At 61.1% G+C, this 26,467-nt stretch carries 26 protein-coding genes and 1 tRNA gene; 12 read left to right on the top strand and 15 right to left on the bottom strand.

Features of this window, described 5'->3' with window-relative positions; all coding sequences use genetic code 11:
• Position 1 precedes the first annotated feature (1 nt).
• From AC3WWH_RS17210 to AC3WWH_RS17185, 6 genes are read right to left on the bottom strand one after another with little or no spacing between them, the layout of a single operon-like run.
• A complete protein-coding gene (locus AC3WWH_RS17210; RefSeq protein ID WP_058320808.1) occupies positions 2–712 on the bottom strand; it encodes a metallophosphoesterase family protein in 711 nt (236 codons plus the stop codon).
• Positions 709–1,707 carry an ATP-grasp domain-containing protein gene (locus AC3WWH_RS17205; RefSeq protein WP_082640678.1) on the bottom strand — a complete coding sequence of 333 codons (999 nt, stop codon included), beginning with the start codon at positions 1,705–1,707 and terminating at the stop codon, positions 709–711. Before AC3WWH_RS17205 ends, AC3WWH_RS17210 begins: the two co-directional genes overlap by 4 nt.
• Positions 1,704–2,576: an NAD-dependent epimerase/dehydratase family protein gene (locus tag AC3WWH_RS17200; RefSeq protein ID WP_058320810.1), complete on the bottom strand. Its 873-nt coding sequence runs from the start codon at positions 2,574–2,576 to the stop codon at positions 1,704–1,706. The genes AC3WWH_RS17205 and AC3WWH_RS17200 overlap by 4 nt, the downstream gene beginning before the upstream one ends.
• A complete protein-coding gene (locus AC3WWH_RS17195) occupies positions 2,573–3,298 on the bottom strand; it encodes a class I SAM-dependent methyltransferase (protein ID WP_058320811.1) in 726 nt (241 codons plus the stop codon). The genes AC3WWH_RS17200 and AC3WWH_RS17195 overlap by 4 nt, the downstream gene beginning before the upstream one ends.
• A complete protein-coding gene (locus tag AC3WWH_RS17190) occupies positions 3,295–4,008 on the bottom strand; it encodes a WbqC family protein (RefSeq protein ID WP_058320812.1) in 714 nt (237 codons plus the stop codon). Before AC3WWH_RS17190 ends, AC3WWH_RS17195 begins: the two co-directional genes overlap by 4 nt.
• Before the next feature lie 59 nt (positions 4,009–4,067).
• Entirely contained in the window at positions 4,068–4,823 is a 756-nt protein-coding gene (locus tag AC3WWH_RS17185) for a cephalosporin hydroxylase family protein (RefSeq protein ID WP_058320813.1), read from the bottom strand.
• Positions 4,824–4,995: 172 nt separating this feature from the next.
• Between AC3WWH_RS17185 and AC3WWH_RS17180 the strand changes: the two genes are divergently transcribed.
• From AC3WWH_RS17180 to AC3WWH_RS17160, 5 genes are all read left to right on the top strand, one after another.
• Positions 4,996–5,541 (top strand): dTDP-4-dehydrorhamnose 3,5-epimerase family protein, encoded by a 546-nt coding sequence (locus AC3WWH_RS17180; protein ID WP_057249106.1) that lies wholly within the window; start codon positions 4,996–4,998, stop codon positions 5,539–5,541.
• An 85-nt stretch (positions 5,542–5,626) separates the two neighbouring features.
• Positions 5,627–6,097 carry an aminoacyl-tRNA deacylase gene (locus AC3WWH_RS17175; RefSeq protein ID WP_057249136.1) on the top strand — a complete coding sequence of 157 codons (471 nt, stop codon included), beginning with the start codon at positions 5,627–5,629 and terminating at the stop codon, positions 6,095–6,097.
• A 74-nt stretch (positions 6,098–6,171) separates the two neighbouring features.
• Positions 6,172–6,642 (top strand): hypothetical protein, encoded by a 471-nt coding sequence (locus AC3WWH_RS17170; protein WP_306341285.1) that lies wholly within the window; start codon positions 6,172–6,174, stop codon positions 6,640–6,642.
• A gap of 510 nt (positions 6,643–7,152) precedes the next feature.
• Complete coding sequence (locus tag AC3WWH_RS17165; RefSeq protein ID WP_057249107.1) at positions 7,153–7,830, top strand: L,D-transpeptidase; 678 nt, start codon at positions 7,153–7,155, stop codon at positions 7,828–7,830.
• Complete coding sequence (locus AC3WWH_RS17160; RefSeq protein ID WP_058320814.1) at positions 7,827–8,381, top strand: OmpA family protein; 555 nt, start codon at positions 7,827–7,829, stop codon at positions 8,379–8,381. The genes AC3WWH_RS17165 and AC3WWH_RS17160 overlap by 4 nt, the downstream gene beginning before the upstream one ends.
• Before the next feature lie 79 nt (positions 8,382–8,460).
• On the opposite strand, the gene AC3WWH_RS17155 is transcribed toward AC3WWH_RS17160, so the two are convergent.
• The gene (locus tag AC3WWH_RS17155; RefSeq protein WP_058320815.1) at positions 8,461–8,880 is read right to left on the bottom strand and encodes a hypothetical protein; all 420 of its coding nucleotides are present in this window, start codon (positions 8,878–8,880) and stop codon (positions 8,461–8,463) included.
• A gap of 20 nt (positions 8,881–8,900) precedes the next feature.
• A complete protein-coding gene (locus tag AC3WWH_RS17150) occupies positions 8,901–9,209 on the bottom strand; it encodes a hypothetical protein (protein WP_156432995.1) in 309 nt (102 codons plus the stop codon).
• A 398-nt stretch (positions 9,210–9,607) separates the two neighbouring features.
• On the opposite strand from AC3WWH_RS17150, the gene AC3WWH_RS17145 reads away from it, so the two are divergent.
• Positions 9,608–10,807 carry a M14 family metallopeptidase gene (locus tag AC3WWH_RS17145; RefSeq protein ID WP_058320817.1) on the top strand — a complete coding sequence of 400 codons (1,200 nt, stop codon included), beginning with the start codon at positions 9,608–9,610 and terminating at the stop codon, positions 10,805–10,807.
• A gap of 394 nt (positions 10,808–11,201) precedes the next feature.
• On the opposite strand, the gene AC3WWH_RS17140 is transcribed toward AC3WWH_RS17145, so the two are convergent.
• The 4 genes from AC3WWH_RS17140 to xylF form a co-directional block, all read right to left on the bottom strand.
• A tRNA-Arg gene (locus AC3WWH_RS17140) sits at positions 11,202–11,278 on the bottom strand.
• A gap of 196 nt (positions 11,279–11,474) precedes the next feature.
• On the bottom strand, positions 11,475–12,260 hold the full coding sequence (locus AC3WWH_RS17135) for an ATP-binding cassette domain-containing protein (protein ID WP_034793927.1): 786 nt from the start codon (positions 12,258–12,260) through the stop codon (positions 11,475–11,477).
• 12 nt (positions 12,261–12,272) lie between these two features.
• Positions 12,273–13,598 (bottom strand): sugar ABC transporter permease, encoded by a 1,326-nt coding sequence (locus AC3WWH_RS17130; RefSeq protein ID WP_057249109.1) that lies wholly within the window; start codon positions 13,596–13,598, stop codon positions 12,273–12,275.
• Positions 13,599–13,825: 227 nt separating this feature from the next.
• Positions 13,826–14,863: a D-xylose ABC transporter substrate-binding protein gene (xylF, locus tag AC3WWH_RS17125; RefSeq protein ID WP_058320818.1), complete on the bottom strand. Its 1,038-nt coding sequence runs from the start codon at positions 14,861–14,863 to the stop codon at positions 13,826–13,828.
• A gap of 347 nt (positions 14,864–15,210) precedes the next feature.
• On the opposite strand from xylF, the gene AC3WWH_RS17120 reads away from it, so the two are divergent.
• Positions 15,211–16,425 carry an ROK family transcriptional regulator gene (locus tag AC3WWH_RS17120; protein WP_058320819.1) on the top strand — a complete coding sequence of 405 codons (1,215 nt, stop codon included), beginning with the start codon at positions 15,211–15,213 and terminating at the stop codon, positions 16,423–16,425.
• 129 nt (positions 16,426–16,554) lie between these two features.
• Complete coding sequence (locus tag AC3WWH_RS17115; protein ID WP_113399499.1) at positions 16,555–18,915, top strand: EAL domain-containing protein; 2,361 nt, start codon at positions 16,555–16,557, stop codon at positions 18,913–18,915.
• A 98-nt stretch (positions 18,916–19,013) separates the two neighbouring features.
• Here the strand turns inward: AC3WWH_RS17115 and iolG are convergent, their stop codons facing one another.
• Positions 19,014–20,006, bottom strand: coding sequence for an inositol 2-dehydrogenase (gene iolG / locus AC3WWH_RS17110; protein ID WP_057249113.1), 993 nt, complete (start codon positions 20,004–20,006; stop codon positions 19,014–19,016).
• Between the two features lie 338 nt (positions 20,007–20,344).
• On the opposite strand from iolG, the gene AC3WWH_RS17105 reads away from it, so the two are divergent.
• Complete coding sequence (locus AC3WWH_RS17105) at positions 20,345–20,599, top strand: hypothetical protein (RefSeq protein ID WP_058320820.1); 255 nt, start codon at positions 20,345–20,347, stop codon at positions 20,597–20,599.
• A gap of 3 nt (positions 20,600–20,602) precedes the next feature.
• On the opposite strand, the gene AC3WWH_RS17100 is transcribed toward AC3WWH_RS17105, so the two are convergent.
• Together AC3WWH_RS17100 and AC3WWH_RS17095 are read right to left on the bottom strand one after the other, a co-directional pair.
• Positions 20,603–21,052: a hypothetical protein gene (locus AC3WWH_RS17100; RefSeq protein WP_058320821.1), complete on the bottom strand. Its 450-nt coding sequence runs from the start codon at positions 21,050–21,052 to the stop codon at positions 20,603–20,605.
• Positions 21,053–21,171: 119 nt separating this feature from the next.
• Positions 21,172–22,152 carry a LysR family transcriptional regulator gene (locus AC3WWH_RS17095; protein ID WP_058320822.1) on the bottom strand — a complete coding sequence of 327 codons (981 nt, stop codon included), beginning with the start codon at positions 22,150–22,152 and terminating at the stop codon, positions 21,172–21,174.
• 284 nt (positions 22,153–22,436) lie between these two features.
• Between AC3WWH_RS17095 and chvE the strand changes: the two genes are divergently transcribed.
• The 3 genes from chvE to mmsB all read left to right on the top strand — a co-directional run bounded on the left by chvE (position 22,437) and on the right by mmsB (position 26,346).
• Positions 22,437–23,504, top strand: coding sequence for a multiple monosaccharide ABC transporter substrate-binding protein (gene chvE, locus AC3WWH_RS17090; RefSeq protein WP_057249117.1), 1,068 nt, complete (start codon positions 22,437–22,439; stop codon positions 23,502–23,504).
• Positions 23,505–23,602: 98 nt separating this feature from the next.
• The gene (mmsA, locus tag AC3WWH_RS17085) at positions 23,603–25,138 is read left to right on the top strand and encodes a multiple monosaccharide ABC transporter ATP-binding protein (RefSeq protein WP_057249118.1); all 1,536 of its coding nucleotides are present in this window, start codon (positions 23,603–23,605) and stop codon (positions 25,136–25,138) included.
• Positions 25,138–26,346 carry a multiple monosaccharide ABC transporter permease gene (gene mmsB, locus AC3WWH_RS17080; RefSeq protein WP_057249119.1) on the top strand — a complete coding sequence of 403 codons (1,209 nt, stop codon included), beginning with the start codon at positions 25,138–25,140 and terminating at the stop codon, positions 26,344–26,346. Before mmsA ends, mmsB begins: the two co-directional genes overlap by 1 nt.
• Positions 26,347–26,467: the final 121 nt, after the last annotated feature.

The following is a 26,467-nucleotide window of genomic DNA, read 5'->3' as shown; positions in this document are numbered from 1 at the left end:
CTCAAGCCGATCGGTCGTTGGTTGCGTCTGCGGCAACGATCTTGTCAATCCGGCCGCCGATCTGCGCGCCGAGATAGAGGTTTTCGTAGAAGCGCTCCGGAAAGCCCGCCTGCCGCATGTGGTGGGCCGTCCTGTCGATGTCGTAGGCGACACGGTGGAGTTCGATGCCTGTCGGCGAGAGCGTCGCAAAGGCGGCGCGCGGGTCGCCGTCGCGCGGCTGCCCGACCGAGCCGGGATTGCAGAAGACCTTGCCGCCGATTTGCAGGCGCACCTGCACATGGGTGTGTCCGGCAAAAAGCCGTTCGCAGCCGTCGGGAAACTGCGCCTGCGAGACCTTGTAGAGATATTCGTCGATCGGATCCTGCCAGCTGCCGTGAACGAAATAGGTCGATCCATCGACGACGCAGGTTTGCGATCCGGCGAGCCAGGCGCGTTGATCGGCCGAAATGATGCCCCTCTGGTACTCGATGATGTCATTGACCATCTTCGATCGCGGGCAGCCTTCTCCGCTGACGATGTAATAATCGTGATTGCCCAGGATGTTCGCAATGCCGCGTGCTTTCAGCACGTCGACGCACTCGCCCGGCTGAGCGTAGTATCCGACGACGTCACCCAGCGACAGGATCGAGCTGCAGCCGAGTTCTTCGATGCGGGCGAGTACCGCCTCGAGCGCGGGAAGGTTGCCATGAATATCGGAAATGATGGCAATCATAGAACCACCAGATCCTCGGAGTAGCGCCAGGCCCGGCCCCTCTTGATCTCGGGCGCCTCGGGTTTTCTCCCGTAAACATAGTAGTCGAGCGCCATCGCCGCCTCGTTGTAGCCGAAGGCGGCACGCAGGGACGTACTGCTCGAGAAACGAGGATTGATTTCGAGCAGGTAGGGGATCGTGCCTTCCAGCCGGAACTGATAGTTCGTCGGTCCGAGCGGCTTGAAGAGTTCGGCGAGCTTTCGAACCGCTCCCGTGATAATGGGAGCGTCGACGACCTCGGCGTATTGCGTGTTGCCGGCAACCGACAATCTCCGACGGAAGACAATCGGTGGCACTATCGTGCCGTCCCCAAAGCCGAATGCGCCAACGGTGTACTCTTGATCGTCCGTGCCGACACGCTTTTGAATGAGGAAATCGTCGGCGCTCTTGTGCGTCCAGTAGTCGAAATCCGCCTTGTCACGGAGCAACACGATGCCCCGCGAGCCATTTCCGCGGCGAGGCTTCAAGAGCAATGGCAAAGGGCCCAATTCGTTTACACAGTCGGCCAGGTTGCGGTTGAGCGTGCTGGGGATTGCCGGAAGTCCCGCCTGCGACAGTACCGTGCCCATATCCCATTTGTCCTGGGCGAGGACGATAAGGTCGGCCGTGTTCAACGCTATGCGTGTCGCCATCATGTCGAACTGGGCGCGATGGTTGTTGAAAAACAGTACATCGTGTTCCAGGCCGGGCAGCACCAACGCGACGTCTTCGCGCAGCAGCAGTTCCAGCCAGAAATCGAGATACTCCGGTGAAGCCTCATCGCAGTCCGGCTTCGCAACGAAATGGTCGCACCAATGCCGACCGATGCCATCGGCGTCCCTGTCGACGCCGATGATGCGAATCGGGGCATCCAGCTTTCGTAGCGATGCGGCTATGCCTTGGCCGATGATCGCACCGACTGCCGTTACGACAACCGTGATCGTCCGTTGCGACTGCTTGCCGCCTTTGTCCATCATTTCACGTCCATCGGTCCGAATGCGCCGGCCGTACCGGCATCCCGGATGCCGCTGATGCCTTCGCGCATTGTGATCAAATATCGCTTCCCCAACGACCTCAGCGTTTCCGCCGCGTCGGGTGCGTCAACAGGCCGGAAGGGCGTCTTTTCAGGTGCGATTTCGACCATTCCGCCGAGGCCGAACACGTCGTAAGCGATATTGGCGATATCGCGGTAGCTCAAGGGATCGGAGTGTACCGCAGCATGGACTCCCGATAGCCCCTTTTCCACCGCACGTATCATCAGATCTGCGGCATCGCCGACATGGAGGAAATTTTGAGGGCCTCGCGATTCCGGCATCCGAATGGTTGCACCGCGAGAGGCGTAGGCGATGATCCGGCCGAACCACGGCTGATGTGCGCGGCAGCGACCCTCGGTATCGTACAGTTGTGAAAGTCGAAGACTGCAGAAGAGCTTGCCCTGTTTTTGCAACTGCCAGCTCAACATCTGCTCGGCGAGCGCTTTGGTGAGCCCATAGGAAGTGAACCTGTCTCGGTTCGCGTCGTCATAGGACCAGATCGAGCCGGCATAAACGAGGGCTCTGGCATTCAGTCGAAGGACGAGTTCGGCAACACCCAGGGAACTCGTGGTGTTCGTCGCGTAATTCTGCCTCAGGCCGGCGTCGCTGTCGTCGCCAAAGCTCGAAGCGCAGTGGAATACGACATCGACGGACATGTCGGAGGTACTGGCGAGAGCGCCTTCTAGATCAAAGAAGAGATCGTCCTCGGGAGAACGCCCGACGCTTAGCGCTTCAACGCCGCACGCTCGAAGCTGTGCAACCACCTGGCTGCCAAGCATCGATCGTGCGCCGATGACCGCAGCCTTCTTCATACCGGCTCGGCTTCCATCAGAAGGCCGACGCATAGATCCGGGAATTCTATGCCGACCTGCAGCATGGCTTGCAGATTAGCTTGGAAGTCGGGAAGTGTCTGAAGAACGGGCAGCGGTAACGGCTTCAGATAGATACCTTCCTCATGCACGACCCGGAACCCATGATTTTGCAACTCGGAGCGGAACGTGTCGCGGCAGTACTGGCGCTTGTGTCCGAGCGCGAGATCGTTGGCGTTCAAGCTATATATGTCATCGATCTTGCCGAGCTCTAGGCCGAGCCGGCGGTTCAGGGACTTTGCGTTTGGCACGGCAGCAAACAGCCGACCGCCAGGCTTGAGGAAGCGCCTGAAGCGATCCAGCACGAAGCCGGGATCGTCCACGTGCTCGAGGATGAAGCCCATCACGATGACATCGAAGCGCTCGTCCGTGTCGAAATTCTCGAAGTAGGAGAAGACGATTTCACCGGCAAAATCGGGGCTCTTCTCCTTGAAGAGGTCGATCACCAGCTGCGATCCTTCGACGATTAAATGACGCTCGCAAACCGCATTGAAGAGATGCGGGGTGTAGCCATGGCCGATGCCGAGATCCAGCAACGAATGGCAGGACCCGAACCGCTTGACCACACGCTGCGGATACCAGTTGAGGATCAGGTCGTTTTCGATCGCGGTCGGTGCATTCGGAAGGTATTCCGATGCGACCGCATCTAGGTTCTCGGAGGTCATTGCGTAAATTCCTTCCAATCGATCGCTCCCGACCGCACAACACTTGCACCTTCCGGCCCACAATTGGCAACCAGATCCAGGCCGGTGACATAAGGGGTGAATTCGCCATAGAGCTGCGGGTAGGGTGTGAGCTCGTAGCTCATGTAGCGCACGTTGATGCCGTTACTCTCGAAGAGTTCGTGGTCGAGATAGTTTTTTGCCCCGTGGCCCGTGACGTAGATGGTTCCGTCGAGCCGGGTGACGATATCGTAAAGCCTCTGGCTACCTGAGCCGCCGATGCCGAGCGCGCGCGCGTTCAAGAACTCGGGGGCCGGGAGATCGAAATAGCGCACAAGTTCAAGGATCGAATGACGGGCGAGTTCGGCCAAGGTCGGTGCCTTCTGATTGAAGACCTTGTCCACAATCTTCAGCATGTCGTCGCGGAATGGCGCCTTTTGGTAGGCGTGCTGCAGGACCTTTCGGTGCTTGCTTCGCCAGTCCTCTCGGTCATCGATGATGACCTCGTCGATCAGGTCACCCTGGTGATGGTCCCGCAACGGAACCGTAATCCAGTTCCGACCGCCACTGGTTTTCACCTGCACCCGATTGAAGAAGCCTCGGGCAAATTGAACATCGTCGTAGTGCACAAAGACATCCGCGAGGCGGACTTGTTCAAGCAGCCCAACCCACGGGAAATACATAGATTGCGAGACAACGATGGTGCGGTCCATGAGCTGTTCGTTCGTTAGCCTTGCTGTCGGGATGGTTTCCTTGGCCAAAGTTGCCGTTGTCAGGCGGCCTTGATGCAGCGAAGATAGCCGCGCGGCGAACTTGAAAGGACAAGCTTGCCGTTCAGGGCCTCATCGGTCTCGAAGCGGGTCGATTCTTCCATATACGCCTTGAGCGCCGCATAGGGCTCGTCGCCGGCGCGCCAGATTTTCGAGCGTTTGGTGGGTGTTTGCGATGAATCGGCCCATCCAAGGACCGTATCCGCCACCACCATGTACTGGCCTTCGGTGACCAGCGGGCCATAGGTGCGCAGTTCATCCAGCACGTGGTCGCGGCTGTGGTCGCTGTCGAGCACGACCATGACCGAGGCGCCCTCAGGAATTTCCGCCTTCACCTTCGCCAGCGTCTCGGCCGCCGTCGAGGGGCCTTCGATCAGTGTGATGCGCGACGACATCGGATGCTTTTCGATCGAATCCCGATTGTGCGCACGGATGTCGATATCGACGCCGATGACCTTGCCCTTGCCGATCAGTTGCAGCATCGCGGCCATGAAGATCACCGAACCGCCGCGGGCGACGCCCGTTTCGATGATGACGTCCGGCTTGCTGTTCCAGATCACTTCCTGGGTTGCCATGACATCGGCCGGCATCTGGATGATCGGCACGCCCATGAACGACCAGAGATAGGCATAGTCGTATTTGTCGAGCGTCACCAATGTCTCGAGCGACTGGCGAAAGGCGTCCTCGTCCTTGCCGAGCGCGAGCGACATTTCCTTCTTGTGAGCCTCGAATGCGAGACGATCGTCTGCTGCTGCCATAACTGCTACCCTTTATTCGGATACGCCGCAGGTCACGATTCGCGATCTTGCAGCCTCGTCGATTCGTAACGCTTTCCTGTGAACGCTTTCATGTCGACAATTGCAAATACGGTCAAGGCCGGTTTCTTAAGGGGGGAAAGCGGGGGCGCCTCGCTCACTCGTGGAAGTTTCAATGTCGCGTTTTGACCGTATTCCTACACCCCTGTCGGGTCTCGTTGTTGTCGAACGCCAGCGCTTTGGCGACGATCGCGGCTTCTTTTCACGTTTCTTCTGCCGCGAGGAACTCGCCGATTTTGGCGCCGGCGGCTCTATTGCCCAGATCAATCATACGCTTACGCGGGTGGCAGGCACGGTTCGCGGCATGCATTTCCAGCGCGCGCCGCATGACGAGACGAAATTTGTCTCCTGTCTCGCGGGCACAATCTTCGATGTCGCCGTCGACATGCGGCCGGACTCCCTGACCTATCTTCAGTGGCATGGCGAGGTCCTGAGCGCTGAAAACGGCCGGTCGATGATGATCCCCGGCGGTTTCGCGCACGGGTTCCAGACGCTTTCCGCTGATTGTGAGCTGATTTATTTGCACGACAAGCCCCATGCGCCCGATGCCGAGGGCGGGCTCAATGCCCTGGATCCGAGGCTCGCGATCGCCTGGCCGTTGCCGGTGGCCCAGATGTCGGCGCGTGACCAGGCCTTCGCGATGCTGAAGGACGAGCGCTGATCGTCGGTCCCGTCCGTCGTTGACTTCGTGGTGGATGGGAGGACAATAACCTTTCCGCGCCACCACGGAAGAAGGGGTGTCGACGATGACGATCGCCAGAAAACTACAAGACTATATCGATGGTGCGGGTGTCGCCTATGACACCGTCGCCCATCACCGCACAGCCACCACCAGCCAGACGGCGAGAGCGGCACATGTGCCCGGCAGCAGGCTTGCCAAGTCCGTGGTCGTTCACCACGAGATGGGGTACGTGCTTGCCGTTGTGCCGAGCACGCACCGGGTTGAGCTCTCCACCTTGCAGGACGTGATGGACCGGCGCCTCGGTCTCGCTTCGGAAGAGGAAGTCTGCAACCTCTTCGCCGATTGCGATATCGGCGCGGTGCCGCCGATCGGCTCGGCCTATGACGTGCCGGTGTTGCTCGACGAAAGTCTGGGCGACGTAAACGACGTCTACTTCGAGGGCGGCGACCACAGGACGCTGGTGCACATGAGCGGATCGAACTTCCGCAACCTGATGAAGGGTGCGCAGATCGCCCGCTTCAGCCACCCGGCCTGACGGCCGCTCAGAGAATATGCCAAGCCGGCGGTTCGCCGGCGGCCGCCTTCGCGCGCCGTTCTCTTGGGTCGGAGATGACAGCCCACCTGCGGTCGAACATTGCCGAGTTCGAATGCAGCCTGTCGGGCTTGTCAAAGCGGGGGCTTGGCGTCACCATCCTTTTCGACGGACACCTTATCTATACCGGGTTGGGGGGATCGATGGTGCGCATACGCTCTACGAATATGTCCAAGTCTCTGACACTGCTGCTGGTTGCGGCCAGCGCTCCAGCTTTCGGATCCGTTGCCCTCGCGGAGGGCAATCTGTTCGATCAGTTTCCGTTCGCTGTCGCCTGCGAATACAAGGGCACGCAGCATGCCTTTTACCTGTCGAAGGTAACGGCCGATGGCACGGCGACCTACTTGGCCTCGGACAACTTCGCCGGGACGATTACCCTGGGCGGAGGGGCAAAGGCCGTGGGCACCGAACAGGGCGGAAGCTGCCTCGGCAAGACGGTCGAAGAGCTGAGAGAATCGGGCCAGGCGCGGGACATCAGGGCCAACTAAAGCGCGTCGCGATCTTTCAGATTCGCTCCTTGCGCTTTAAGTTTTTGATATTTCGCGTGTCGTTATCGCAAAACCGCTGCGCACTTTTGCGCGACAGGCTTTAGGACCGCGCTCGCCAACGAGCCTGTTGCAGGTGACATGATCGACAACCGCTGCCTTGGTTCCCAAGATGCCGCGAGGGTATGTTCGCCCAATTGTCGTCACCCAATGTTGTGAAATTCGACAATAACCAATGTGCCATTGTTGCGACTACTGAGAAGAGCCAATCGATTATGGCGCTTCGCAAGCGTCACTTGCCGGTGTTGCTCACGGGGGCGATCGATCCGGCGATAGACCCTATCCCCTAGACCTGCAGAGCAGGCAAAATCGCGTGATAGTCTGCAACTATCGGCGAAACGCTTCTTGCAAAACAGTCATTGAAAGAATCGGTGCCTGATAATTTTCCGTTGTGGCAAATGAAAAATCTGATTTACTGCGGCTCGCTGCTTGGCTTTTCGGGGGATATTGCCGATGGAATGCACCCGCAGGGATATTATGCTTGGTGGTTTGGCGCTGCTTAGCGCAGGCGCAGCCCAGAAACCGGCCTTCGCTGCCGCGGCGTCCTATTTTTCCGACCCCGCAGTCGATAATGGCGTGACCTACCGAAGCACGAATTTCGCCAAGATCGACAGGAAATGGCAGCGTCAGGTCGTCAAGTATTTCAGCACCGAGCCGATCGGCACGGTCGTCGTCGATACCCGGCACCATTTTCTCTACCTGATCATGGAGAACAAGACAGCTATCCGCTATGGCGTCGGCGTCGGGCGCGAGGGCTTCAAATGGTATGGCCGCGCTACGATCGACCGCAAATCGCTCTGGCCGCGCTGGACGCCGCCGCCGGAAATGCGCGAGCGTCACCCCGAACTGCCTGAGTTCGTCGAGGGAGGCTCGCCGAAGAACCCGCTTGGCCCGCGCGCCATGTACCTGCTTCGTGATGGCGTCGATACCGGCTATCGCTTCCACGGTACGCTGGAGCCGGGCAGCATCGGCAAGGACGCTTCCAGCGGCTGCATCCGCATGTTCAACGAGGACGCGATCGATCTTTATCAGCGGTGCCCCATCGGCACCGCCGTGCAAGTCCTGCCGCACATTGCCGACAAGGCCCCCGAGGTCAGCCAAGCAACCCCGGTCGCAACCCAGGTCGAATGAGGAATACCACCCCGATGCCCGCTACGCCCGGATATACGAGGCTGCTTTCTGCTGCGGCCATTCTGCTGACGCTGACCGCCTGCAACACCACCGAGATTGCCGCGGTCGAAGAACCGACCGTGGTGCCGATGACCGGAAAAACCGACGATCCGGCGCCCGGCTTCGAGACTGTCTCGGCCGGCAGCGAAGAGGATTTCATCCTCAATGTCGGCCGCCGGACCTATTTCACCCAGGACTCGGCCACGCTCGATCCCGTCGCCAAGGCAACCTTGGACAAGCAGGCCATCTGGCTCAACACCAACCCGCGCTGGCTCGTCAAGCTGCAGGGCTTTTCCGACGACAGCGGCTCCGCATCGAAGATGGCGACGTTGTCGCAGCAGCGCGCCGATGCAGCGATGGCCTATCTCGCCTCGAAGGGCGTGGACCCAAACCGCATGTGGGCCAAGGGGTATGGAAACGACCGCGAGGTGCGCGACTGCACGGAGCGCTCCTGCAAGGTACAGAACCGCCGCGTCGTCTCCAATCTGCGCACGGAGCGCGACGCGATTTGATAGACGCAGCGGGTCTACCGGCTTTTGCGGCCCATCGACAGGCGGCCGGAGCCGGCAAATGAATGCGATGGCCGAAATGCTATTGCCACACCATTTCCTTCGCGAAGTCGGGGTCAGCCTTTGACTGCTCGGCCAGCTTGCAGGCGCCCTCGGACATCGCCGTCAGCTCTCCGCCGACCAGCATCCCGTATATGACAAGGATGTGCTTGTCATGATAATCCTTCTGCTCTGCAGTCATCTTGTCAGCACCGACAGGTGCGAGTGCTTCGAAGGCCTTTGAGACTTTCTTGTCGTCCAGGGTGAACCCATCGCACACAGCGGCGATGGCGGCTTGGTGTGCTATGAGTTGCAGTTTCGCGGTTTGGTCTGCATTCAGCGCGCCTTCCAACAGGTCGATGGCGTGCAATCGCACAAAGCTCGTCGCGGGATCCTTGGCGCTTGCGTGGACCGAAGGCAGATAGAGGAAGGCGCCAACGGCGAGTGACAGCCAGAACTTCATGGTGGAATCCTTCGACAGGGTCAGAATACGCGGCTCGTCCAGGCAGGAAGGTAGGTCCCGTTGTTGTTGTAGCAGGCGACTTGGTTCGGGTAGCAAATCACGCCGGTGGAAGGGCTGAAGGGTGCGCCGCCATAGGCTGGCCGGGGCGCAATATATTGGTTCTGATGGTGGTGGTCATGGGAGGATGCAGCCGCTGCGACGCCGCCGAGAAGCAACCCTCCGACCAGTGCCGCCGTATCGTCCGAGTGCCAACTGCGCGCGGAGGCAGCCCCCACTGTTGCGCCTGCGCACAGGCCGGCCAAAAGTATTCTCGCTACAAACCTCGCCATTGTTGTCTCCCGCAAAGCTCAGGCGCCTTTTGCTAAAACTTCTCCTTGCAAGGTGCCATGCTACACGCGCGAGTCAAGACAACACGCAGAATCGTCGCGTCTGAAATCGGCTTGATGAAGCAATTGAAAATAATGGCGCACCGGACGAGATGAAACGGCGAACTCGTATGTAATTGTTATCGCTGCCGACTTTTGAGCGGCAGTTCTGCATTGCACCGTCTCTGGCCCCTGGGCATACGACACCGCAAGATCGCAAGCCCGGACATGGTTCCCGTAGAAATTATGCAACCTTGCGAGTTCAGCGGCATACCCGTATTTTAAGTCTCTCGGGATTTTGCGACCGATGTGCGCCGTGCCATCGTACGAACGTGCCTTTGACAATCACAAAGGACCCCATCATGCCGGACAAGTCTGCGAAAGGTATTGATCGCCGCGATCTGATAATGGCATCCATTGCCACGGTCGGCGCCGCAGCCGCGGCCGCTGTCACCGTCAACGCTGGTGCTGCGCATGCCCAGGACGCAGCGAAACCTCCTGCCAATCCGACATCAGGAACGGTCTATACCGGCGATGTTATCGAAGGCAAAAAGGTCGTCAGCGCGCTCGACGTCAACGACCTTGATCCCGGCAAAAAGCACCTTTTGTATTTCCAGGGCGTTGAGATGCCGACCGGACAGCACTGGTATGTGTCCGTGACGGTCGCCAAGGGAGCAAAGCCGGGCAAGCGCGGTGTCCTGACCAGTGGCGTGCATGGCGACGAGATGAGTTCTGTGCATACGGTCCACACCGTGATGAACCAGCTCGACCCGGCGCAGATGTCGGGCACGGTAATGGCGGTCACGGACGTGTCGCGCCCGGCCCTGGAAAGCATGCAGCGCAGATGGCCCAACCAGGGCAGAGGTATCGATCTGATCGATATGAACCGGGAGTGGCCCGGGAACGAGAACGGCGCCACCGCACCCAGCCGACACGCCGGACTTCTGTTCAACCGGCTGCTGCGGCCGAACGCCGACTTCGCGATCGACTTCCACACCGGGACAACCGGATTTGAAGTCACTGCATTCAATATTGGCGGCATGGATGTGCCCGAGGTCAAGGCGATGATGGAGCTGTATCCCGTCGGCCAGATCTTCGACAATCATGTCTATCCCGGTGTCCTGCACAACGCATTTATGGACGTGGGCATCCCGTCCTTCACGCCGGAAATCGGCGCTGCGCGCGTCCTGAGCCCCGAGATGATCTCGCTCTTCGTCGAAGGCACAATGAACGTCCTCAAGCATCACGGTATCGTCGCCGGGCCAATGGGACGTACAGGCAAGGACGTGACTGTCTTTGTCGGCAACAGCGCATTCCCGATCCTGGCGACCGCGGGCGGGCTCGTTGAGCATCTGGTCAAACTCAACGACAAGGTCGGAGCTGGACAGAAGGTTGCCGTCCAGCGCGATAGCTTCGGCGAGGTGGTTGCGGAGTATGCAAGCGGCGTGGCCGGAGAGATAACCGGCCTGCGCAGCGATGCAATGTCCGAGCCCGGCAACCCCTTGGTATTCATCCTGTTCAACAAGCCGGAGCCGGAGGACGTTCAAGCCTATCCTGAGTAGTCGCCGCCTCGACCTCAAGGCCGGTGACGCGGCTTTCAATGTGGCGGTTCACGACGGCTAACCCGTCTTTTGCGGTCTCGGCAATCTCGACGGCCACATTGAACGGTCCCCGACCGCAAGCAGTGTCCCGGCTCTCGCGCCCGAGAAAGTTCCTGCGGGAGTGCATTGCGTTGTTCTCCTTCGATTCCCAGTCTGTCCAGGTCGAAGGCGGCAGCCGTGGCGGATTTGCGCGAATCCCAAAGTCTTCAAAAATACCGTGTTCAGAAGCGGCGGTAAGAGCGGTGGGGTGCAGTCGAGGAGATTTCGTTGCGACACAGCGCCAGCCTACCTAGCACCACGCGAATGGACCAATCCGTGACCAAGACCGGAGCCACCACGGCAAATTGTTTGGAAATGGCGCACCCGACAGGATTCGAACCTGTGACCTTTGGAATCGGAATCCAACACTCTATCCAGCTGAGCTACGGGTGCATCCGTTGGCGGCAGGGCCGCCGAAGTAGGCTGTGAGCGGTTCATAGCTTAGCTTTGGCGCCGCATCAATGGTGAAAAGGCGGAGTTCGCAGGGGAATTTGCGGTTGTTGCTGAAAATGCAACCGCGTGCCCTGTCTCTGCCGGTCGACAAACGTGCTCGGCGGCGGGCCGGTTAGGCGCGCCGCCGAGTGAGGGGTCACGCCACCTGCATGGCGCCGGGGCCGGGGATCGCTTTCGGGGGTACCTTGCCCATGATGATCATGCCGAGCACCTCGTCCTTGGTCACGTCTTCGGTGCGGGCCTGGCCGACGACCTGGCCGTTCTTCATCACCGAGACGCGGTCGGCGAGGTCGAAGACGTCGTGGATGTCGTGGCTGATCAGGAAGATGCCGATGCCTTCGCGCTTCAGTTGCTTGATGAGGTCGCCGACCTGGGCGGTTTCCTGTGGCCCGAGCGCTGCCGTTGGCTCGTCCATGATCAGGATGCGGGCGTCGAAGAGGATCGCGCGCGCGATCGCCACCGATTGCCGTTGACCGCCGGAGAGCGCCTTCACCGGCTCCTTGAAGCGCTGGAAGTTGGGGTTGAGGCGTCCCATGACCTCGCGGGCCTTGGCCTCCATCGCCACGTCGTCGAGCGTGCCCCAGGGGGTCCTGAGCTCGCGACCGAGATAGAGATTGGCGGCGGCATCGACATTGTCGGCGACGGCGAGCGTCTGGTAGATCGTCTCGATACCGTATTTCTTGGCGTCGCGCGGGTTGTTGATGTCCGCAGCCTCGCCATTGATCAGGATCTCGCCGGCATCGCGCTTGTAGGCGCCGGAGAGGATCTTGATCAGGGTCGACTTGCCGGCGCCGTTGTGGCCGAGCAGCGCCACGACTTCGCCGGGGTAGAGATCGACGGAGGCGTTGTCCACCGCGTGGATGCCGCCGAAGGAGATGGAAATGTTCTTCATTTCCACGAGCGGAGTGCGTTGGTCTTTCATGGATCGTACTCCTTACTTGGCGCGGGCGCGGTAGATGGTGTCGAGCCAGACGGCGACGACGAGAACCACGCCGACGACGATGCGCTGGAACGGACTGTCGATCCCCAGGAGCACCATGCCCGACTGTAGTGATTGCATGACGAGCGCGCCGATCATGGCGCCGGCGATCGTGCCGACGCCGCCGGCAAGCGAGGTGCCGCCGATGACCGCGGCGGCGATCGTGTAGAGCTCGTCGAGTTCCCCTTGCGCATTGGTCGCCGCATTGAGGCGGGCGGTCGAGATTGCCGCGGCAATGGCGCACAGAATGCCCATCAGCGTGAAGATCTTGACGGTGACCCAGCGCGTCTTGATGCCGGCAAGTTCGGCTGCTTCCGGGTTGCCGCCGAGCGCGAAGACGTAGCGGCCGAAGCGCAGCCGTGTGGCGATGAAGGTCATGACGATGCCGACGGCGATGGCGACGAGAACCGGAATGGCGATGCCGTGCGAGATCTGCAGTCCGCCTTCCGGCCAGGCGATGCCGTTGGCGTCGGCATATTTGCGGGCGATGTTGGTCGGCCAGTAGTAGCTATTGGCGACGGTGATTGCGCCCAGCACCAGGATACAACCGAGGATCGCCAGGAAGTACTCCGCCCAGACCGGGCGCAGCGGGAAGCGGAAGCGCTTGCGCTGCTTTCGCGAATTGAGGATGGCAGCGACGATGGCAATGCAGGCGAGGATGCCGACGATCCAGCTTGCCGTTGCGCCGATCGAGCCTTCGGTGCCGCCGCCCATCAGGCGGAAGGTGGTATTCATCGGCGCAACCGTCTGGCCGCTGGTCACGAACCAGGTGGCGCCGCGCCAGACGAGCAGGCCTCCGAGCGTGACGATGAAGGCGGGCACGTTGAGGAAGGCGACGATCGAGCCCTGGAGGGCGCCGATGGCGGCACCGACGGCGATGCCGCTCAAAAGCGTGATGATCCAGATGGCCGGATGTTCCAGGCCGAGATACTGCGGCAGGAATTTTACCTGCATGACGCCCATGACCATACCGCAGAAGCCCAGCACGGAGCCGACGGAAAGGTCGATGTTGCGGGTGACGATGATCAGCACCATGCCGGTCGCCATCACGGCGACGGAAGACGTCTGGACCGTCAGGTTCCACAGGTTGCGCGGCGTCAGGAACAGGCCGCCGGTCATGATCTGAAAGCCGATCCAGATGATGACGAGCGCGCCGACCATGCCGAGCAGCCGGGTGTCGATTTCGGTGGCGCGGAAGAAGCGCTTCACCGGGTTTTCGTCCGCTGTGCGGGCGCGGTTTGCTTGTGCGCCCTGCGTATTGCCTTGTGTGATGTCGGCCATGGACGTGCCTTCCCCCACTTTTTGTGTTGATGTCGTCGCGTCAGGCGGCACCAAGAGCCGGGATCGACGCGACAAGTCCGGTGCGACGGCAGAGATCGAGCGTTTTCGTTGAGCTGCGCTGGTTGTGCATCTGGCATTGTCCGCCCGGCACACACCTTGCGCAAGCGCCGCAACGGGTTGCGTTGCGGCGCTTGTCTGAAGTCAGCGCTCAGTTCTGCTGATGCGGTTTATTTGCAAGCCGCGACGTCGCCCTTGACGCCCTGGCAGGCTTCTTCCTTGGAGATCCAGCCTGCGTCGATCACGACGTTCAGGTTGTCCTTGGTGATCGGCAGCGGTGCGAGGAAGACCGACTGCATGGCCACGCCCTTCGGCCCGCCGTTGAAGGTGGTGACGCTGGCGACTTCTTCCATCTTCTTGCCGCCGGCAAGTTCGACGGCGACTTCTGCGGCGCGCTTGCCGAGTTCACGGCTATCCTTCCAGACCGAAACGGTCTGCGTGCCCAAGGCAACGCGGTTCAGCGCCGCCTTGTCGGCGTCCTGGCCGGAGACCGGAACCGAGCCTGCGAGACCCTGCGCATCGAGGGCAGCGATCGCGCCGCCCGCGGTGCCGTCGTTGGAGGCGACGACCGCATCGACCTTGTTGTCGTTGGCGGTCAGGAACTGCTCCATGTTCTTCTGGGCGTTTTCAGGCTTCCAGCCATCCGTGTAGGCTTCGCCGACATTCTTGATCTTGCCGGCATCGACGGCTTCCTTCAGCACTTCCATCTGTCCGGAGAAGAGGAAGTCGGCGTTCGGGTCAGCCGAAGAACCCTTGATGAAGACGTAGTTGCCTTCCGGCTTCACCTTGAACACTTCGCGGGCCTGCATGCGGCCGACTTCCTTGTTGTCGAAGGTGATGTAGAAGGCGGCCGGGTTTTCGATCAGGCGGTCGTAGCCGACGACCGGAATGCCTTCGGCAGCGGCCTTTTCGATCGCCGGGCCGATGGCGTCGCTGTCCTGGGCAAGCACGATCAGTGCATTGGCGCCCTGGGCGATCAGCGACTCGATGTCGGTCAGCTGCTTGGCGGCGGACGACTGTGCGTCAGCGGAGATGTACTTGTCGCCGGAGGCTTCGAGTGCGGCCTTGATGGCGGCTTCGTCGGTTTTCCAACGCTCTTCCTGGAAGTTGGACCAGGAAACGCCGACGACCAGGTCCTTTGCCTGGGCAACGGAATGCAGGGAAACGATGACGGCAACACCTGCCATCAGCTTCAAAACGGATTTCATTTCATCCTCCCGAGTGAGGGCCGGCCGAGCGTGCGAACCTCCCGCACCATCCTCCGCCAGCCTTGGAACGCTGTCGTAGATCGTGCCGCTACACCGTGCGGAATTATTTTCTCGACAGTCGAGAAAATGAATGTCATGGATTTTTGAGGCTGTCAACACGGCGTGAATGCGGTGGTTGCGGCATCAACAAAGTGCTTCGCGAGCGGTCGCGTCCGTTGTTTCTCGGCCGCCGATAAAATCCGTGCCACAAGGCTGTCGACAAGGCGCCCGGCGCCTTGTCTTGCCGTTCAACAGATGCTTTGGGAGGGGCATGTGTTCGAAGGATCCGCCACTGACAGGGACGTCTCATGCTGACCAAGTCCAGCACTGAGCTCGTGCGTCAGCAAAACAGCGCGCTGGTCCTTGCGGCGCTCAGGCGCGCCGGCAATCTCTCCCATACGGAAATTTCTGCTGATACGGGGCTTGCCTCGGCGACCGTTTCCGCGATCACGGCGGAGTTGGAAAAGGCGGGGGTGCTCGCCAAGGCCGAGCACCAGGTGCAGGGTGGGCGAGGGCGGCCGCGTGTGCTCTTCACGCCGCGGCGCGACTACGGCCATCTTGTGGTCGTCAGGATCTCCTCCGACATCGTGCAATATTCGCTGATCGATTACGGCGGCACGCTTCTCGACCGCTTCGACGAATCGCGAAACCACGACGAGCGCGGCACGGTCCCTTTCGCCCGCGCATTCGTGGATGCGCTCGAACGTCTGCTGCAGCGCTCAAGGCTGGAGCGGGATCGCGTGCTCGCCGTTTCGATCAGCAGCAAGGGGCTGGTCGACAGCGACACGGCGCGGCTTTTGTGGTCGCCGGTCTTCGGTCGGGAAGAGCTGGATTTCGCAGCACTGCTTGCGCCGCAATGGCGCGCGAAAGTCATGCTCAGCAATGAGACGCTGCTGGTTGCGCAGGCGCTTGCAGCACAAGCCGAACGCAAGCCGGAAGGTGGGTTCAGGGCGCTTGCGGCGATCTCTCTCGGCCACAGCATCGGCCTTGGCGTTGCCCGCAAGAGCCAGAGCGGCGAGATGGATGTCAGCGCGCCGAATTTCGGCCATATGCTGCACGCGCCGTCGGCGGGCCTTTGCCGTTGCGGCGCCTATGGCTGCATCGAGGCGGCAGCCGGGTTCTATGGGATTCTGCGTGCCGCCTTCGAGGTGCCGGCGGATACCATCCCCGCCAAGTTCGTTCCCGTCGCCGAGCTCGACAAGATCGCGGCCAGCGCGCGGCAGGGACATCGCATGGCCGGCTACGCGTTCCGCCAGGCGGGCATTGCGCTCGGCAACGGCATCTCGCGCATGCTGAGCCTTTACGAGCGCATGCCTGTCCACGTCACCGGGCCCGGCATCCGATACTTCGATCTCATGCTGCCGGGGATCGAAGAAGGACTTGCCCAGTCCATGCAGGTCCGCCTTCAGGGCGCTCCCGAAATATCGGTCGCGCCCGACGAGCAACGCCTCGTCTTCGAGGGACATCTGGAGCGGGCGCTGGGCGCGATCGACGGCGATATTACCGCCACCGGCGTTTCCTGATGCGCGGTTGAAGTGCAACGCCTGACGCAACCTTTTTTGGGGTTGTATCGAAGGTGAGCACCTCCAGTAATACAATTTACAGTTATTTAGCGACTCCTTGTCAATGTGGCCGTGACGCGGGAGACACTCATGTTTTCAGTGATTGCATGCATACGCGATGACCATGACTGGCGCCTTATCGTGGCCGCCGCGATCGTCTGCCTGGCGGGTAGCGTCGCAACGATGTTGCTGTTGCTGCGCGCCCGGCGAAGCGAAGGTAGCCAGCGCAGCCTCTGGATCGCGGCCAGCGGTTTTGCCTGCGGTGTCGGTGTCTGGTCGACGCATTTCATCGCCATGCTGGCCTATGATGGTGGTGTGCCGGTTGCTTACGGCCTCTGGGGCACCGCTCTGTCGGTGGTCGTCGCCATAGCCGCGTCGTGGGTCGCCTTTGCAATCGGCCTCGGTGGTGGTTCGCGTCTCTCGATGTCCTGCGGCGGCTTCGTGCTTGGCGCCGGCGTCGCGGCGATGCATTTCACCGGCATGCAGGCGATCGAGATTCACGGGCACATAACCTACGATCCGCAAGCGACTGTTTCGGCGCTCGTCGTGGGAACGCTGCTGGCGGGTGCCGCGCTTCATGCTTTTCATGCCCTGCGCAGCATCCGGCGGCTGGTCGTCTCGTCCTTGCTGCTGGTACTGGCAATCTGCACCATGCACTTCACGTCGATGAGCGGCGTGACGCTCATGCCGGAGGCCAATGTGGCTGTCGCCGGCACCATTCATCCCGCCTGGCTCGCCGGCGGGGTCATCGCAGCCTCCACGACATTGATCGTGCTCGCCTTCGGCGCCCTCTTCGTCGATCGGCAGCTGACCGATCTCAGAGGGCTCGCCAACGCCTCGCTCGAAGGCATGGCGATCGTTTTCGATGGCCTCATCGTCGAAGCCAACGAGCGCTTCTCCGGCCTCACCGGTCGGACGTTTTCCGATCTGTCCGGGCGCCGCCCGTCGGAGATCTTCGTCTTCGGCGAGGAAGGGCTCGAGGGACACAGGCGCGGGGATGGTCCCGGCGAGATCGATCTTCTCAACGCCGATGGGCGCACCATTCCGGTGGAATTCATGTGCCGGACGATCGAGTATCGTGGCCGCGAATGCGAAGTGATCTTCGTGCGCGACTTGAGGGCACGGAAGGAAGCCGAGCGCACGATCGAGCATCTGGCCCATCATGATGCGCTCACCGATTTGCCGAACCGCGCCTTCTTCGACCGCAGGCTGGCCCAGACGCTGGCGGCGGCCTCTGCGCGGGGCGAAGAGTTGGCGATCCTCTGCCTCGACCTCGACCGCTTCAAGGCAGTCAACGATATCTTCGGCCACGGCGAAGGCGACCGCATCCTGAAGAAGGTTGCCGATATCCTGCGCCAGGCTGCCGGAGAGCACGACACGGTCGCCCGGCTCGGCGGTGACGAGTTCGCAATCATCCACGTGGGCGGCAAGCGGCCGGCGGCGGCGCGCCAATTGACGGACCGCATCCTGGCGCTGTTTGCCGCGGAAATGGATACCAATCGCGATCCGACCGCCGTCGGCGTCAGCATTGGTGCTGCGCTCTATCCGGTCGACGGGCAGACGGCAGATCAGTTGCGCAACAATGCCGACACGGCACTCTACCGCGCCAAGCAGAGCGGCAAGGGCATCGCCTGCTTCTTCGACCGGGGAATGGATGAGGCGGTTCGCACCCGCAGGCAGATCGAAAACGACCTGCGCCATGCGGTGCTTCGCCGCCAGTTCTTTCTCGAGTACCAGCCGCTGGTCGAAGTCCAGAGCGACAGGATCATCGGCTACGAGGCACTGCTGCGCTGGAGCCATCCGCAGCGCGGGCTGATCGGCCCTGACGTGTTCATCCCGATCGCAGAGGAAAGCGGCTCGATCATCCAGATCGGCGAGTGGGTTCTGGAACAGGCCTGCACGGAAGCGGCAAAATGGAATGAACCGCTGCCGATTTCCGTCAATATCTCGCCGGTCCAGTTCCTTCTGCCCAATCTCTTCGACCAGGTCGCGAGCATATTGCGTCGGACTGGCCTTGATCCCTGGCGGCTGGAGCTCGAAATCACCGAGGCGGCGCTGATGCACAATCGCGAGGATGTGCTGGCGGTGCTGGTTCGCCTGCGCGTCCTCGGCGTCCGGATCGTCATGGACGACTTCGGCACCGGACATTCTTCGCTGAGCAACCTGCAGACCTTCCCCTTCGACAAGCTGAAGATTGATTGTAGCTTCACCGCTGCCCTCGAAAAGGACCCTTCCGCACAGGCGATCGTCCGCGCCATCATCGCGCTCGGCCACAGCCTCAGGCTCGCGGTCGTGACCGAAGGCGTCGAAACCGAACGGCAGAGGCAGATCCTGGCGGAGGAGGGCTGCCTGCAGATCCAAGGTTATCTCTCCGGCCGACCGGGCGCTGCGCCCAGCACCGGCCGGGAAGCGCCGCGATGGGAGAAGATGCCGGTGTGCGCCGAGGGCTGAGGCACCTGCGCGGATGCCGGTTTGCCAGAGTGGTGGCATGAAAAAAGCCGGGCGTGTGGCGCCCGGCCTTTCCATTTGATGTGTTACCGGCCGTAGCCTCAGGCGACGCTGATCTGACGCTTCTCGACAACCGACTTCACGGCGGCGTCGGCGAGCGCCAATGCTGCGAGACCATCCTTGCCCGACGGCGTGATTTCCGCACCCTTTTCGATCGCGGCGATGAAGCTCTCGATCTCGTTGGCATAGGCTTCGGTGTAGCGCGTCATGAAGAAGTCGTGCAGCGGCGGGCGGGTGTAGCCTTCGCCATTGGCGATCTCGATCGAGACCGGACGCTGGTTTTCAGCCGAGACGACGCCCTTCGAGCCGTGCACCTCGATGCGCTGGTCGTAGCCATAGGTGGCGCGGCGGGAGTTGGAGATGATCGCTTGCTTGCCGGAAGCCGTCTGCAGGATGACCGAGACGCTGTCATAGTCGCCGGCTTCGCCGATCGCCTTGTCGACGAGAACGGCGGCGGTTGCCGTCACGGAGACCGGCTCCTCGCCGAGCAGGAAGCGGGCCATGTCGAAGTCATGGATCGTCATGTCGCGGAAGATACCGCCCGAACGCTTGATGTAATCGACCGGCGGGGCGCCCGGATCGCGCGAGGTGATGGTCACCATTTCCACGTCGCCGATCTTGCCGGCGTCGATCGCCTTTTTGACGGCCATGAAATGCGGGTCGAAGCGGCGGTTGAAGCCGACCATCAGCTTGGCCTTGGTCTCGTTGACAACCTTGAGGCAGGCCTTGACGCGCTCGGCATCCAGATCGACAGGCTTTTCGCAGAAGATCGCCTTGCCGGCGCGGGCGAAACGCTCGATCAGGTCGGCGTGGGTGTCGGTCGGGGTGCAGATGACGACGGCGTCGATGTCGTCAGCCTTTTCGATCGCCTCGATGGTGCGCACATCGCAGCCATATTGCTTGGCGATGGTTTCGGCGGCGGCAGGGAAGGCGTCGGCAACGGCGACGAGCACGGCATCCGGATTGCCGCTGACGGCTTTCGCGTGAACCTTGCCGATGCGTCCGGCGCCCAGAAGACCAAATCTGACTGTCATCTCAGTTTCTCTCGAATTCCGGCTCGCGACCGGGAAGGGGCGTGATGATCGGCGCTCATCGCGCAAAGGCGCCGCGGAACACTGATTCCGCGAATCGATCGGAGAATTGCCACGAAAAATCGCGTGTTGGAACGCTGCGCCGGCGCCTCTCCCTTGGTACCTCCGCACCCAGTCGGCCCGTCCATTCATTTGGAATGAAGTAGCCGATGTGGATTATTTCAGAATTTTTATTCCATTTTTGTGGTCTCCGTCAAGGGGCGTGAGTCGCCGCTGGACTTGCCGTCTCAGGCGAAGTTCTCGTAAATGGGCGGTGCACGAAAAGGTTACCAGAGGACAGAATGCTCAAGTTCATCGACCCGGACCACCCCTTTTACCGCCCGCTATGGGTCCGCCTGCTGATCGTGGTCTTCTGCGCCGGGTGGACGGTGGTCGAATTCCTGGGCGAACAGGCGATGTGGGGCATGATCTTCCTGGCGGTCACGGCCTATGCCTCGGCAGCGCTGCTGGTCTTCTACAAGCCGAGCGAGAAGGCCGAGGAAAAAGCCGCGGACGAGGAGCAAGGCAAAAGCGACGAGGGTGGCACCGCGGGCTGAGGATCACGGTGCCGGGTTGATTGCGCGTATCTGCTGCGAGGCTTCGTCAATCAGCATGTTGGCGAGTTTCATGCGCACGGTCGCATTGGCGCGGAAAGCGGCCGGCAGGCGGTCCGGATGGTTCAGGGCGGCGAAGGCACGCCGCTTTGCCGCGAGCGTCATTATCGTTTCGTCGTCGGCAAGCGCCAGTTCCGCAGCAACCTCGGCAAGACTGGTGCGATCGAGATAGTCGGGCATGACCGGCGGGGCAGGCGGCTCGACGAAAGCCGCATCGAGGTAGGCGCGTTCGACCGTGCCAAAAGACGCCACGCCAGCGCTTTCGACAGCGAACGCGCCGGTGAAGATCGGCACGCGCGGCGTCGCCTGTCGGGCCTCGACCTCTTCATCGAACTCGCTTTCCTCTTCCGTCTTCAGTCGCTCGAGCACCGACTGAAACACCGACATTCCAAACATGACGCCTCCAATTGGAAGGAAACCATGACAGGCGGAGGTTATCCCGGGCTGATCACATGATCATGCCGGGCTGATCACTTGATCATGCCGGGCTGAACGTTTCGATCATGCCGGGCTGATCACGCACGGCCCTGCTTCAGGATGAGATCGTAGAGCAGCTTGGCGCTCGGCGGCAGCGCGCGGCCCTCGGCGGTGATCAGCCCATAGGGCTTGATGCGGATCGGGATTTCGGTCTTGAGGATGCGGATCTCGCCGGCCGGTGTGCCGTTGCCGGCAATCAGGTTGGCGACGTCGAGCGCCACCGGCGCGATCGCATTGGTGTGGCGCACGATCGACAGCGTCAGGATGATCGAAGAGGTGTTGATGACGGTCGCCGGCAATCTCACGCCGGCCGCCACGAAACTATCCTCGACGGCGCGCCTGAGCAGCGTGCCCGGCGGCTGGAACACCCAGTCGTAGGAGGGCAGATCCTCGGCGCCGACCACAGGTTTGTCGAGCAGCGGATGGCCGTCGCGCACGATCAGGCAGACTTCTTCAAACCCGATCTCCACCATGTTGAAGAGCCGCGGCGGCTGGTCGTCGGGGATGCGCCCGATGATGAAATCGTGGCGCGCGGCAAGCAACTCCCTTGCCAGAACGTTGCTGTTTTCGATCTGGACGTTGATCTCGATGCCGGGATAGGCGGTGATCACCTGGCGAATGGCGGGGACGGCGAGATTGAGCGCCGGGCCGGTGACGGAACCCAGAGAGACCGAGCCGCCGCTGCCCGTCTTGAGCTCGTTGATCTCGCGCGAGGCTTCTCGAAGCTCCAGAAAGATCGTGCGCGCCCGCCGTGCCAGCGCTTCGCCGTAAGGCGTCAGTTCGACGCCACGGGCAATGCGTTCGCAGACCGGCGCCTTCAGCATCGTCTCGATTTCCGACAGCATACGCGAGGCTGCCGGCTGCGAAGTCCCGAGGGCTTCCGCGGCGGCGCTGATGCGCCTGTGGTCGTCAATTGCAAGAATCAGCCGGAGGTGGCTGATCTTCAAGCCGGAGCGAAAGAGTGCTGAATCGAAGAGTTCGCCGGCCGTCCCGGTGGCGCTTGCCTTCTGGTCACGCATTTCCAACCCCTGTGGTTTTTTTGGTTTTCAAATATTTTCAAAAATCACACTGTTCGCACGTGCTATAACAATTTTGATATGCGTTCAAAGTAATATTGTATTTGACAGTTATATGTTTTGATTCCAGTTTTTGCTCATGTGCCAGCGCATGTAGGAGCATGCGAGGCGGGGAGGCCTCTCCTTCACCTTGATCCGCGGCCGGAGACGAGATCCCGGTCCGCGGATTGCTGCGCATAGACGGAAAGGCTCTGCCTGCCGGCTTCAACTTTTTTGGGAGAGAACTGATGAAATTGATGACTTCGCTTCTCGCAGCCGCTGCGATTTCGATCGCGTCCTTCGCTGCGCCCGTATTTGCGCAGGACAAGGGCACGGTCGGCATTTCCATGCCGACGAAGACGTCGACCCGCTGGATTTCCGACGGCGAGACGATGGAGAAGCTGTTCAAGGAAGCCGGCTACACCCCGGACCTGCAGTTCGCTGACGACGACATCCCGAACCAGCTCGCCCAGATCGAGAACATGGTGACCAAGGGTGCCAAGGTTCTGGTCATCGGCGCCATCGACGGCACGACGCTCTCCGACATCCTGCAGAAGGCCCATGACGCCGGCGTCAAGGTTATCGCCTATGACCGTCTGATCCGTGACTCTGGCAATGTCGACTACTACGCCACCTTCGACAACTTCCAGGTTGGCGTGCAGCAGGCGACGTCGCTGGTGCAGGGCCTCAAGCTCGATGGCGCAACCGAGCCCAAGAACATCGAGCTCTTCGGTGGTTCGCCTGACGACAACAACGCCTTCTTCTTCTACGACGGCGCGATGTCGGTTCTGCAGCCGCTGATCGACAGCGGCAAGATCGTCGTCAAGTCCGGCCAGAAGGGCATGGACCAGGTCGGCACGCTGCGTTGGGACGGTGCTGTCGCCCAGGCCCGCATGGAAAACCTGCTGTCGTCGAACTACACCGACGCCAAGGTCGATGGCGTGCTTTCGCCCTATGACGGCCTCTCGATCGGTATCATCTCGGCGCTGAAGGGCGTCGGCTACGGCTCGGGCGACATGCCGATGCCGGTTGTCACCGGCCAGGACGCCGAGCTGCCGTCGGTCAAGTCGATCCTTGCCGGCGAACAGTATTCGTCGATCTTCAAGGACACGCGCGAACTCGCCAAGGTAACGGTCGGCATGGTCAACGCGATCATGGAAGGCAAGGAGCCTGAGGTGAACGACACCAAGACCTATGAAAATGGCGTCAAGGTCGTTCCGTCCTACCTGCTGAAGCCGGTTGCCGTCGACAAGTCCAACGTCAAGGACGTGCTCGTCAGCTCGGGCTACTACACCGAAGACCAGATCAACAACTGATCTTTTTCAACGGGAAGGGCCCGTGCAAGCGCGCGGGCCCTTTTATCCAGAAGACGGAGCCGGTACTCTCTCGCAGACTGCCGCTGGAATGACTGAACATGGACAATATCATTCTTGAAATGCGGGGCATCACCAAGACGTTCCCGGGCGTCAAGGCGCTGGACAATGTCAGCTTCAAGGTCCGCGAAGGCGAGATCCACGCGCTCGTCGGCGAAAACGGCGCCGGCAAGTCGACGCTGATGAAGGTGTTGAGCGGCGTCTATCCCGCCGGCACCTATGAAGGCGAGATCCACTACGGTGGCGAAGCGCGTCGCTTCTCGACGATCTCCGACAGCGAAGACCTTGGCATCATCATCATCCACCAGGAACTGGCGCTGGTGCCGCTGCTGTCGATCGCCGAGAACATCTTCCTCGGCAACGAGATCGCCAGCAACGGCGTGATCCACTGGCCGCAGACCTTTGCCCGCACCCAGGAGCTCCTGAAGAAGGTGGGCCTCAGCGAGAGCCCGGCAACGCTCATCACCGACATCGGCGTCGGCAAGCAGCAACTGGTCGAGATCGCCAAGGCGCTTTCGAAGAAGGTGCGGCTCTTGATCCTCGACGAGCCGACCGCCTCGCTCAACGAAACCGATTCCGATGCGCTTTTGAAGCTCCTGATGGAGTTTCGCACGCAGGGCATGACCTCGATCATCATCTCGCACAAGCTGAACGAGATCCGCAAAGTCGCCGACCAAATCACCATCCTGCGCGATGGCGGAACCGTCGAAACGCTCGACTGTCAGACCGAAGATGTCGGCGAGGACCGGATTATCAAAGGCATGGTCGGCCGCGCTATGGAAGACCGCTACCCGCCGCGCGAGCCCAAGATCGGCGAGACGCTGCTGGAGGTGAAAAACTGGAATGTCTTTCACCAGCACCACCGCGACCGGCAGTTCCTGCACGACGTCAATTTCACCGTGCGCGCCGGCGAAGTGGTCGGCATTGCCGGGCTGATGGGGGCAGGGCGCACCGAGACGGCGATGAGCATCTTCGGCAAGTCCTGGGGCCACAAGATCACCGGCGACGTGACGATGCGCGGCAAGCCCGTCGATGTCAGCACGATTCCGCGGGCGATCGATGCGGGTCTCGCTTACGTCACCGAAGACCGCAAGCAGCTCGGCCTCGTGCTGATCAACAACATCAAGGAGAACACGACACTCTCCAACCTGAAGGCGGTTGCCGCGAACGGCGTCATCGACGACCGCAAGGAAGCGAAGGTCGCCTCCGACTATCGCTCGAAGCTGCGCATCCGTTCGCACTCGATCTATCAGGAAACGGTCAACCTCTCGGGCGGCAACCAGCAGAAGGTCGTGCTGTCCAAATGGCTGTTCACCAATCCGGAAGTTCTCATTCTCGACGAGCCGACACGCGGCATCGATATCGGCGCGAAGTATGAGATCTACACCATCATCAACCAGCTTGCCGCCGAGGGTAAAGGCATCCTGATGATCTCATCGGAAATGCCGGAGCTGCTTGGAACCTGCGATCGCATCTACGTCATGAACGAGGGCCGCATCGTCGCCGAGCTCTCGAAGGCGGAAGCGAGCCAGGAATCCATCATGCGTGCCATCATGCGTTCAGGGGAGAAACACTAATGGTCGCCGATACGAGCACCCAAAACAACAAGCCCTCGATCGGGGACTATCTCAAGAACAACATCCGCGAATACGGCCTGCTCGTCGCGCTCGTGGTGATCATGCTGTTCTTCCAGTTCGTGACCAACGGCGTGCTGTTCAAGCCGGTCAACATCACCAACCTGGTGCTGCAGAACTCGTTCATCGTCATCATGGCGCTCGGCATGCTCCTGATCATCGTCGCCGGCCATATCGACCTATCGGTCGGCTCGATCGTCGCCTTCATCGGCGCGATCTCGGCGATCATGCTGGTCAAGTGGGGGCTGCCGGCCTTTGTCGTCATTCCCGCCTGTCTCGTCGTCGGCGGCATCATGGGTGCGGCGCAGGGTTATTGGGTCGCCTATCAGAAGATCCCGTCGTTCATCGTCACGCTCGCCGGCATGCTGGTTTTCCGCGGGCTTACCTATGTGGTGCTTGGCGGTCGTCCGATCGGACCGTTCCCGAAGGAGTTCCAGCTGCTGTCGACCGGTTTCGTCCCCGACTTCCTCTATTTCCTCAATCCGGCGCCGGAAATGATTCAGAACCTGGTCGCGCTCGTGGCTGTCGTGGCGCTCGTCGCCTATGCCATCTATGCCGGCATTCGCGACCGCCGGATCAACGAGCAGCACGGCACCGAGAACGAACCCTTCATCTTCTTCGCGATCCAGATGGCGGTTATTGCCGTCGTGGCGTTGTTCATCGGTTTCCAGCTGGCGACCTATCGCGGCCTGCCGAACGTGCTGATCGCCATGGCCGTTCTCATCGCGCTCTATACCTTCATCACCACGCGCTCGACCATCGGCCGCCGCATCTACGCCATGGGCGGCAACGTCAAGGCGACCAAGCTCTCGGGCATCAACACCGAACGGCTGACCTTCTACACCTTCGTCAACATGGGTGTGCTTGCGGCACTCGCCGGCATGATCATCACCGCCCGCCTCAACTCGGCTACGCCGAAGGCCGGCCAAGGCTTCGAACTCGACGTCATTGCGGCATGCTTCATCGGCGGCGCCTCGGCGTCCGGCGGCGTCGGCAAGATCATCGGCGCGGTGATCGGCGCCTTCATCATGGGCGTGATGAACAACGGCATGTCGATCATGGGCATTGGCATCGATTACCAGCAGCTGATCAAGGGCCTCGTGCTCCTCGCAGCCGTGTTCTTCGATGTCTACAACAAGAACAAGGGTTGAGCCGAAAGCCATAAGACCCGACGCGAACCAGTAACATTCACCAGCAGCCGCGGCTGCCAGGATCGGCGGATTGGCCCGCCGGAATTGGGTGGCGAAAGCCAGCCACGGGGACGCTTTTGCC

Source organism: Ensifer sp. EB106-03-01-XG145, assembly GCF_058792075.1.
This window is presented reverse-complemented; position numbering and strand designations above follow the sequence as displayed.

Bases quoted from the DNA above. Each gene is read 5' to 3' on its own strand.
- AC3WWH_RS17210 (WP_058320808.1), bottom strand. From the start codon at position 712: ATGATTGCCATCATTTCCGATATTCATGGCAACCTTCCCGCGCTCGAG.
- AC3WWH_RS17205 (WP_082640678.1), bottom strand. From the start codon at position 1,707: ATGATGGACAAAGGCGGCAAGCAGTCGCAACGGACGATCACGGTTGTC.
- AC3WWH_RS17200 (WP_058320810.1), bottom strand. From the start codon at position 2,576: ATGAAGAAGGCTGCGGTCATCGGCGCACGATCGATGCTTGGCAGCCAG.
- AC3WWH_RS17195 (WP_058320811.1), bottom strand. From the start codon at position 3,298: ATGACCTCCGAGAACCTAGATGCGGTCGCATCGGAATACCTTCCGAAT.
- AC3WWH_RS17190 (WP_058320812.1), bottom strand. From the start codon at position 4,008: ATGGACCGCACCATCGTTGTCTCGCAATCTATGTATTTCCCGTGGGTT.
- AC3WWH_RS17185 (WP_058320813.1), bottom strand. From the start codon at position 4,823: ATGGCAGCAGCAGACGATCGTCTCGCATTCGAGGCTCACAAGAAGGAA.
- AC3WWH_RS17180 (WP_057249106.1), top strand. From the start codon at position 4,996: ATGTCGCGTTTTGACCGTATTCCTACACCCCTGTCGGGTCTCGTTGTT.
- AC3WWH_RS17175 (WP_057249136.1), top strand. From the start codon at position 5,627: ATGACGATCGCCAGAAAACTACAAGACTATATCGATGGTGCGGGTGTC.
- AC3WWH_RS17170 (WP_306341285.1), top strand. From the start codon at position 6,172: ATGACAGCCCACCTGCGGTCGAACATTGCCGAGTTCGAATGCAGCCTG.
- AC3WWH_RS17165 (WP_057249107.1), top strand. From the start codon at position 7,153: ATGGAATGCACCCGCAGGGATATTATGCTTGGTGGTTTGGCGCTGCTT.
- AC3WWH_RS17160 (WP_058320814.1), top strand. From the start codon at position 7,827: ATGAGGAATACCACCCCGATGCCCGCTACGCCCGGATATACGAGGCTG.
- AC3WWH_RS17155 (WP_058320815.1), bottom strand. From the start codon at position 8,880: ATGAAGTTCTGGCTGTCACTCGCCGTTGGCGCCTTCCTCTATCTGCCT.
- AC3WWH_RS17150 (WP_156432995.1), bottom strand. From the start codon at position 9,209: ATGGCGAGGTTTGTAGCGAGAATACTTTTGGCCGGCCTGTGCGCAGGC.
- AC3WWH_RS17145 (WP_058320817.1), top strand. From the start codon at position 9,608: ATGCCGGACAAGTCTGCGAAAGGTATTGATCGCCGCGATCTGATAATG.
- AC3WWH_RS17135 (WP_034793927.1), bottom strand. From the start codon at position 12,260: ATGAAAGACCAACGCACTCCGCTCGTGGAAATGAAGAACATTTCCATC.
- AC3WWH_RS17130 (WP_057249109.1), bottom strand. From the start codon at position 13,598: ATGGCCGACATCACACAAGGCAATACGCAGGGCGCACAAGCAAACCGC.
- xylF (WP_058320818.1), bottom strand. From the start codon at position 14,863: ATGAAATCCGTTTTGAAGCTGATGGCAGGTGTTGCCGTCATCGTTTCC.
- AC3WWH_RS17120 (WP_058320819.1), top strand. From the start codon at position 15,211: ATGCTGACCAAGTCCAGCACTGAGCTCGTGCGTCAGCAAAACAGCGCG.
- AC3WWH_RS17115 (WP_113399499.1), top strand. From the start codon at position 16,555: ATGTTTTCAGTGATTGCATGCATACGCGATGACCATGACTGGCGCCTT.
- iolG (WP_057249113.1), bottom strand. From the start codon at position 20,006: ATGACAGTCAGATTTGGTCTTCTGGGCGCCGGACGCATCGGCAAGGTT.
- AC3WWH_RS17105 (WP_058320820.1), top strand. From the start codon at position 20,345: ATGCTCAAGTTCATCGACCCGGACCACCCCTTTTACCGCCCGCTATGG.
- AC3WWH_RS17100 (WP_058320821.1), bottom strand. From the start codon at position 21,052: ATGTTTGGAATGTCGGTGTTTCAGTCGGTGCTCGAGCGACTGAAGACG.
- AC3WWH_RS17095 (WP_058320822.1), bottom strand. From the start codon at position 22,152: ATGCGTGACCAGAAGGCAAGCGCCACCGGGACGGCCGGCGAACTCTTC.
- chvE (WP_057249117.1), top strand. From the start codon at position 22,437: ATGAAATTGATGACTTCGCTTCTCGCAGCCGCTGCGATTTCGATCGCG.
- mmsA (WP_057249118.1), top strand. From the start codon at position 23,603: ATGGACAATATCATTCTTGAAATGCGGGGCATCACCAAGACGTTCCCG.
- mmsB (WP_057249119.1), top strand. From the start codon at position 25,138: ATGGTCGCCGATACGAGCACCCAAAACAACAAGCCCTCGATCGGGGAC.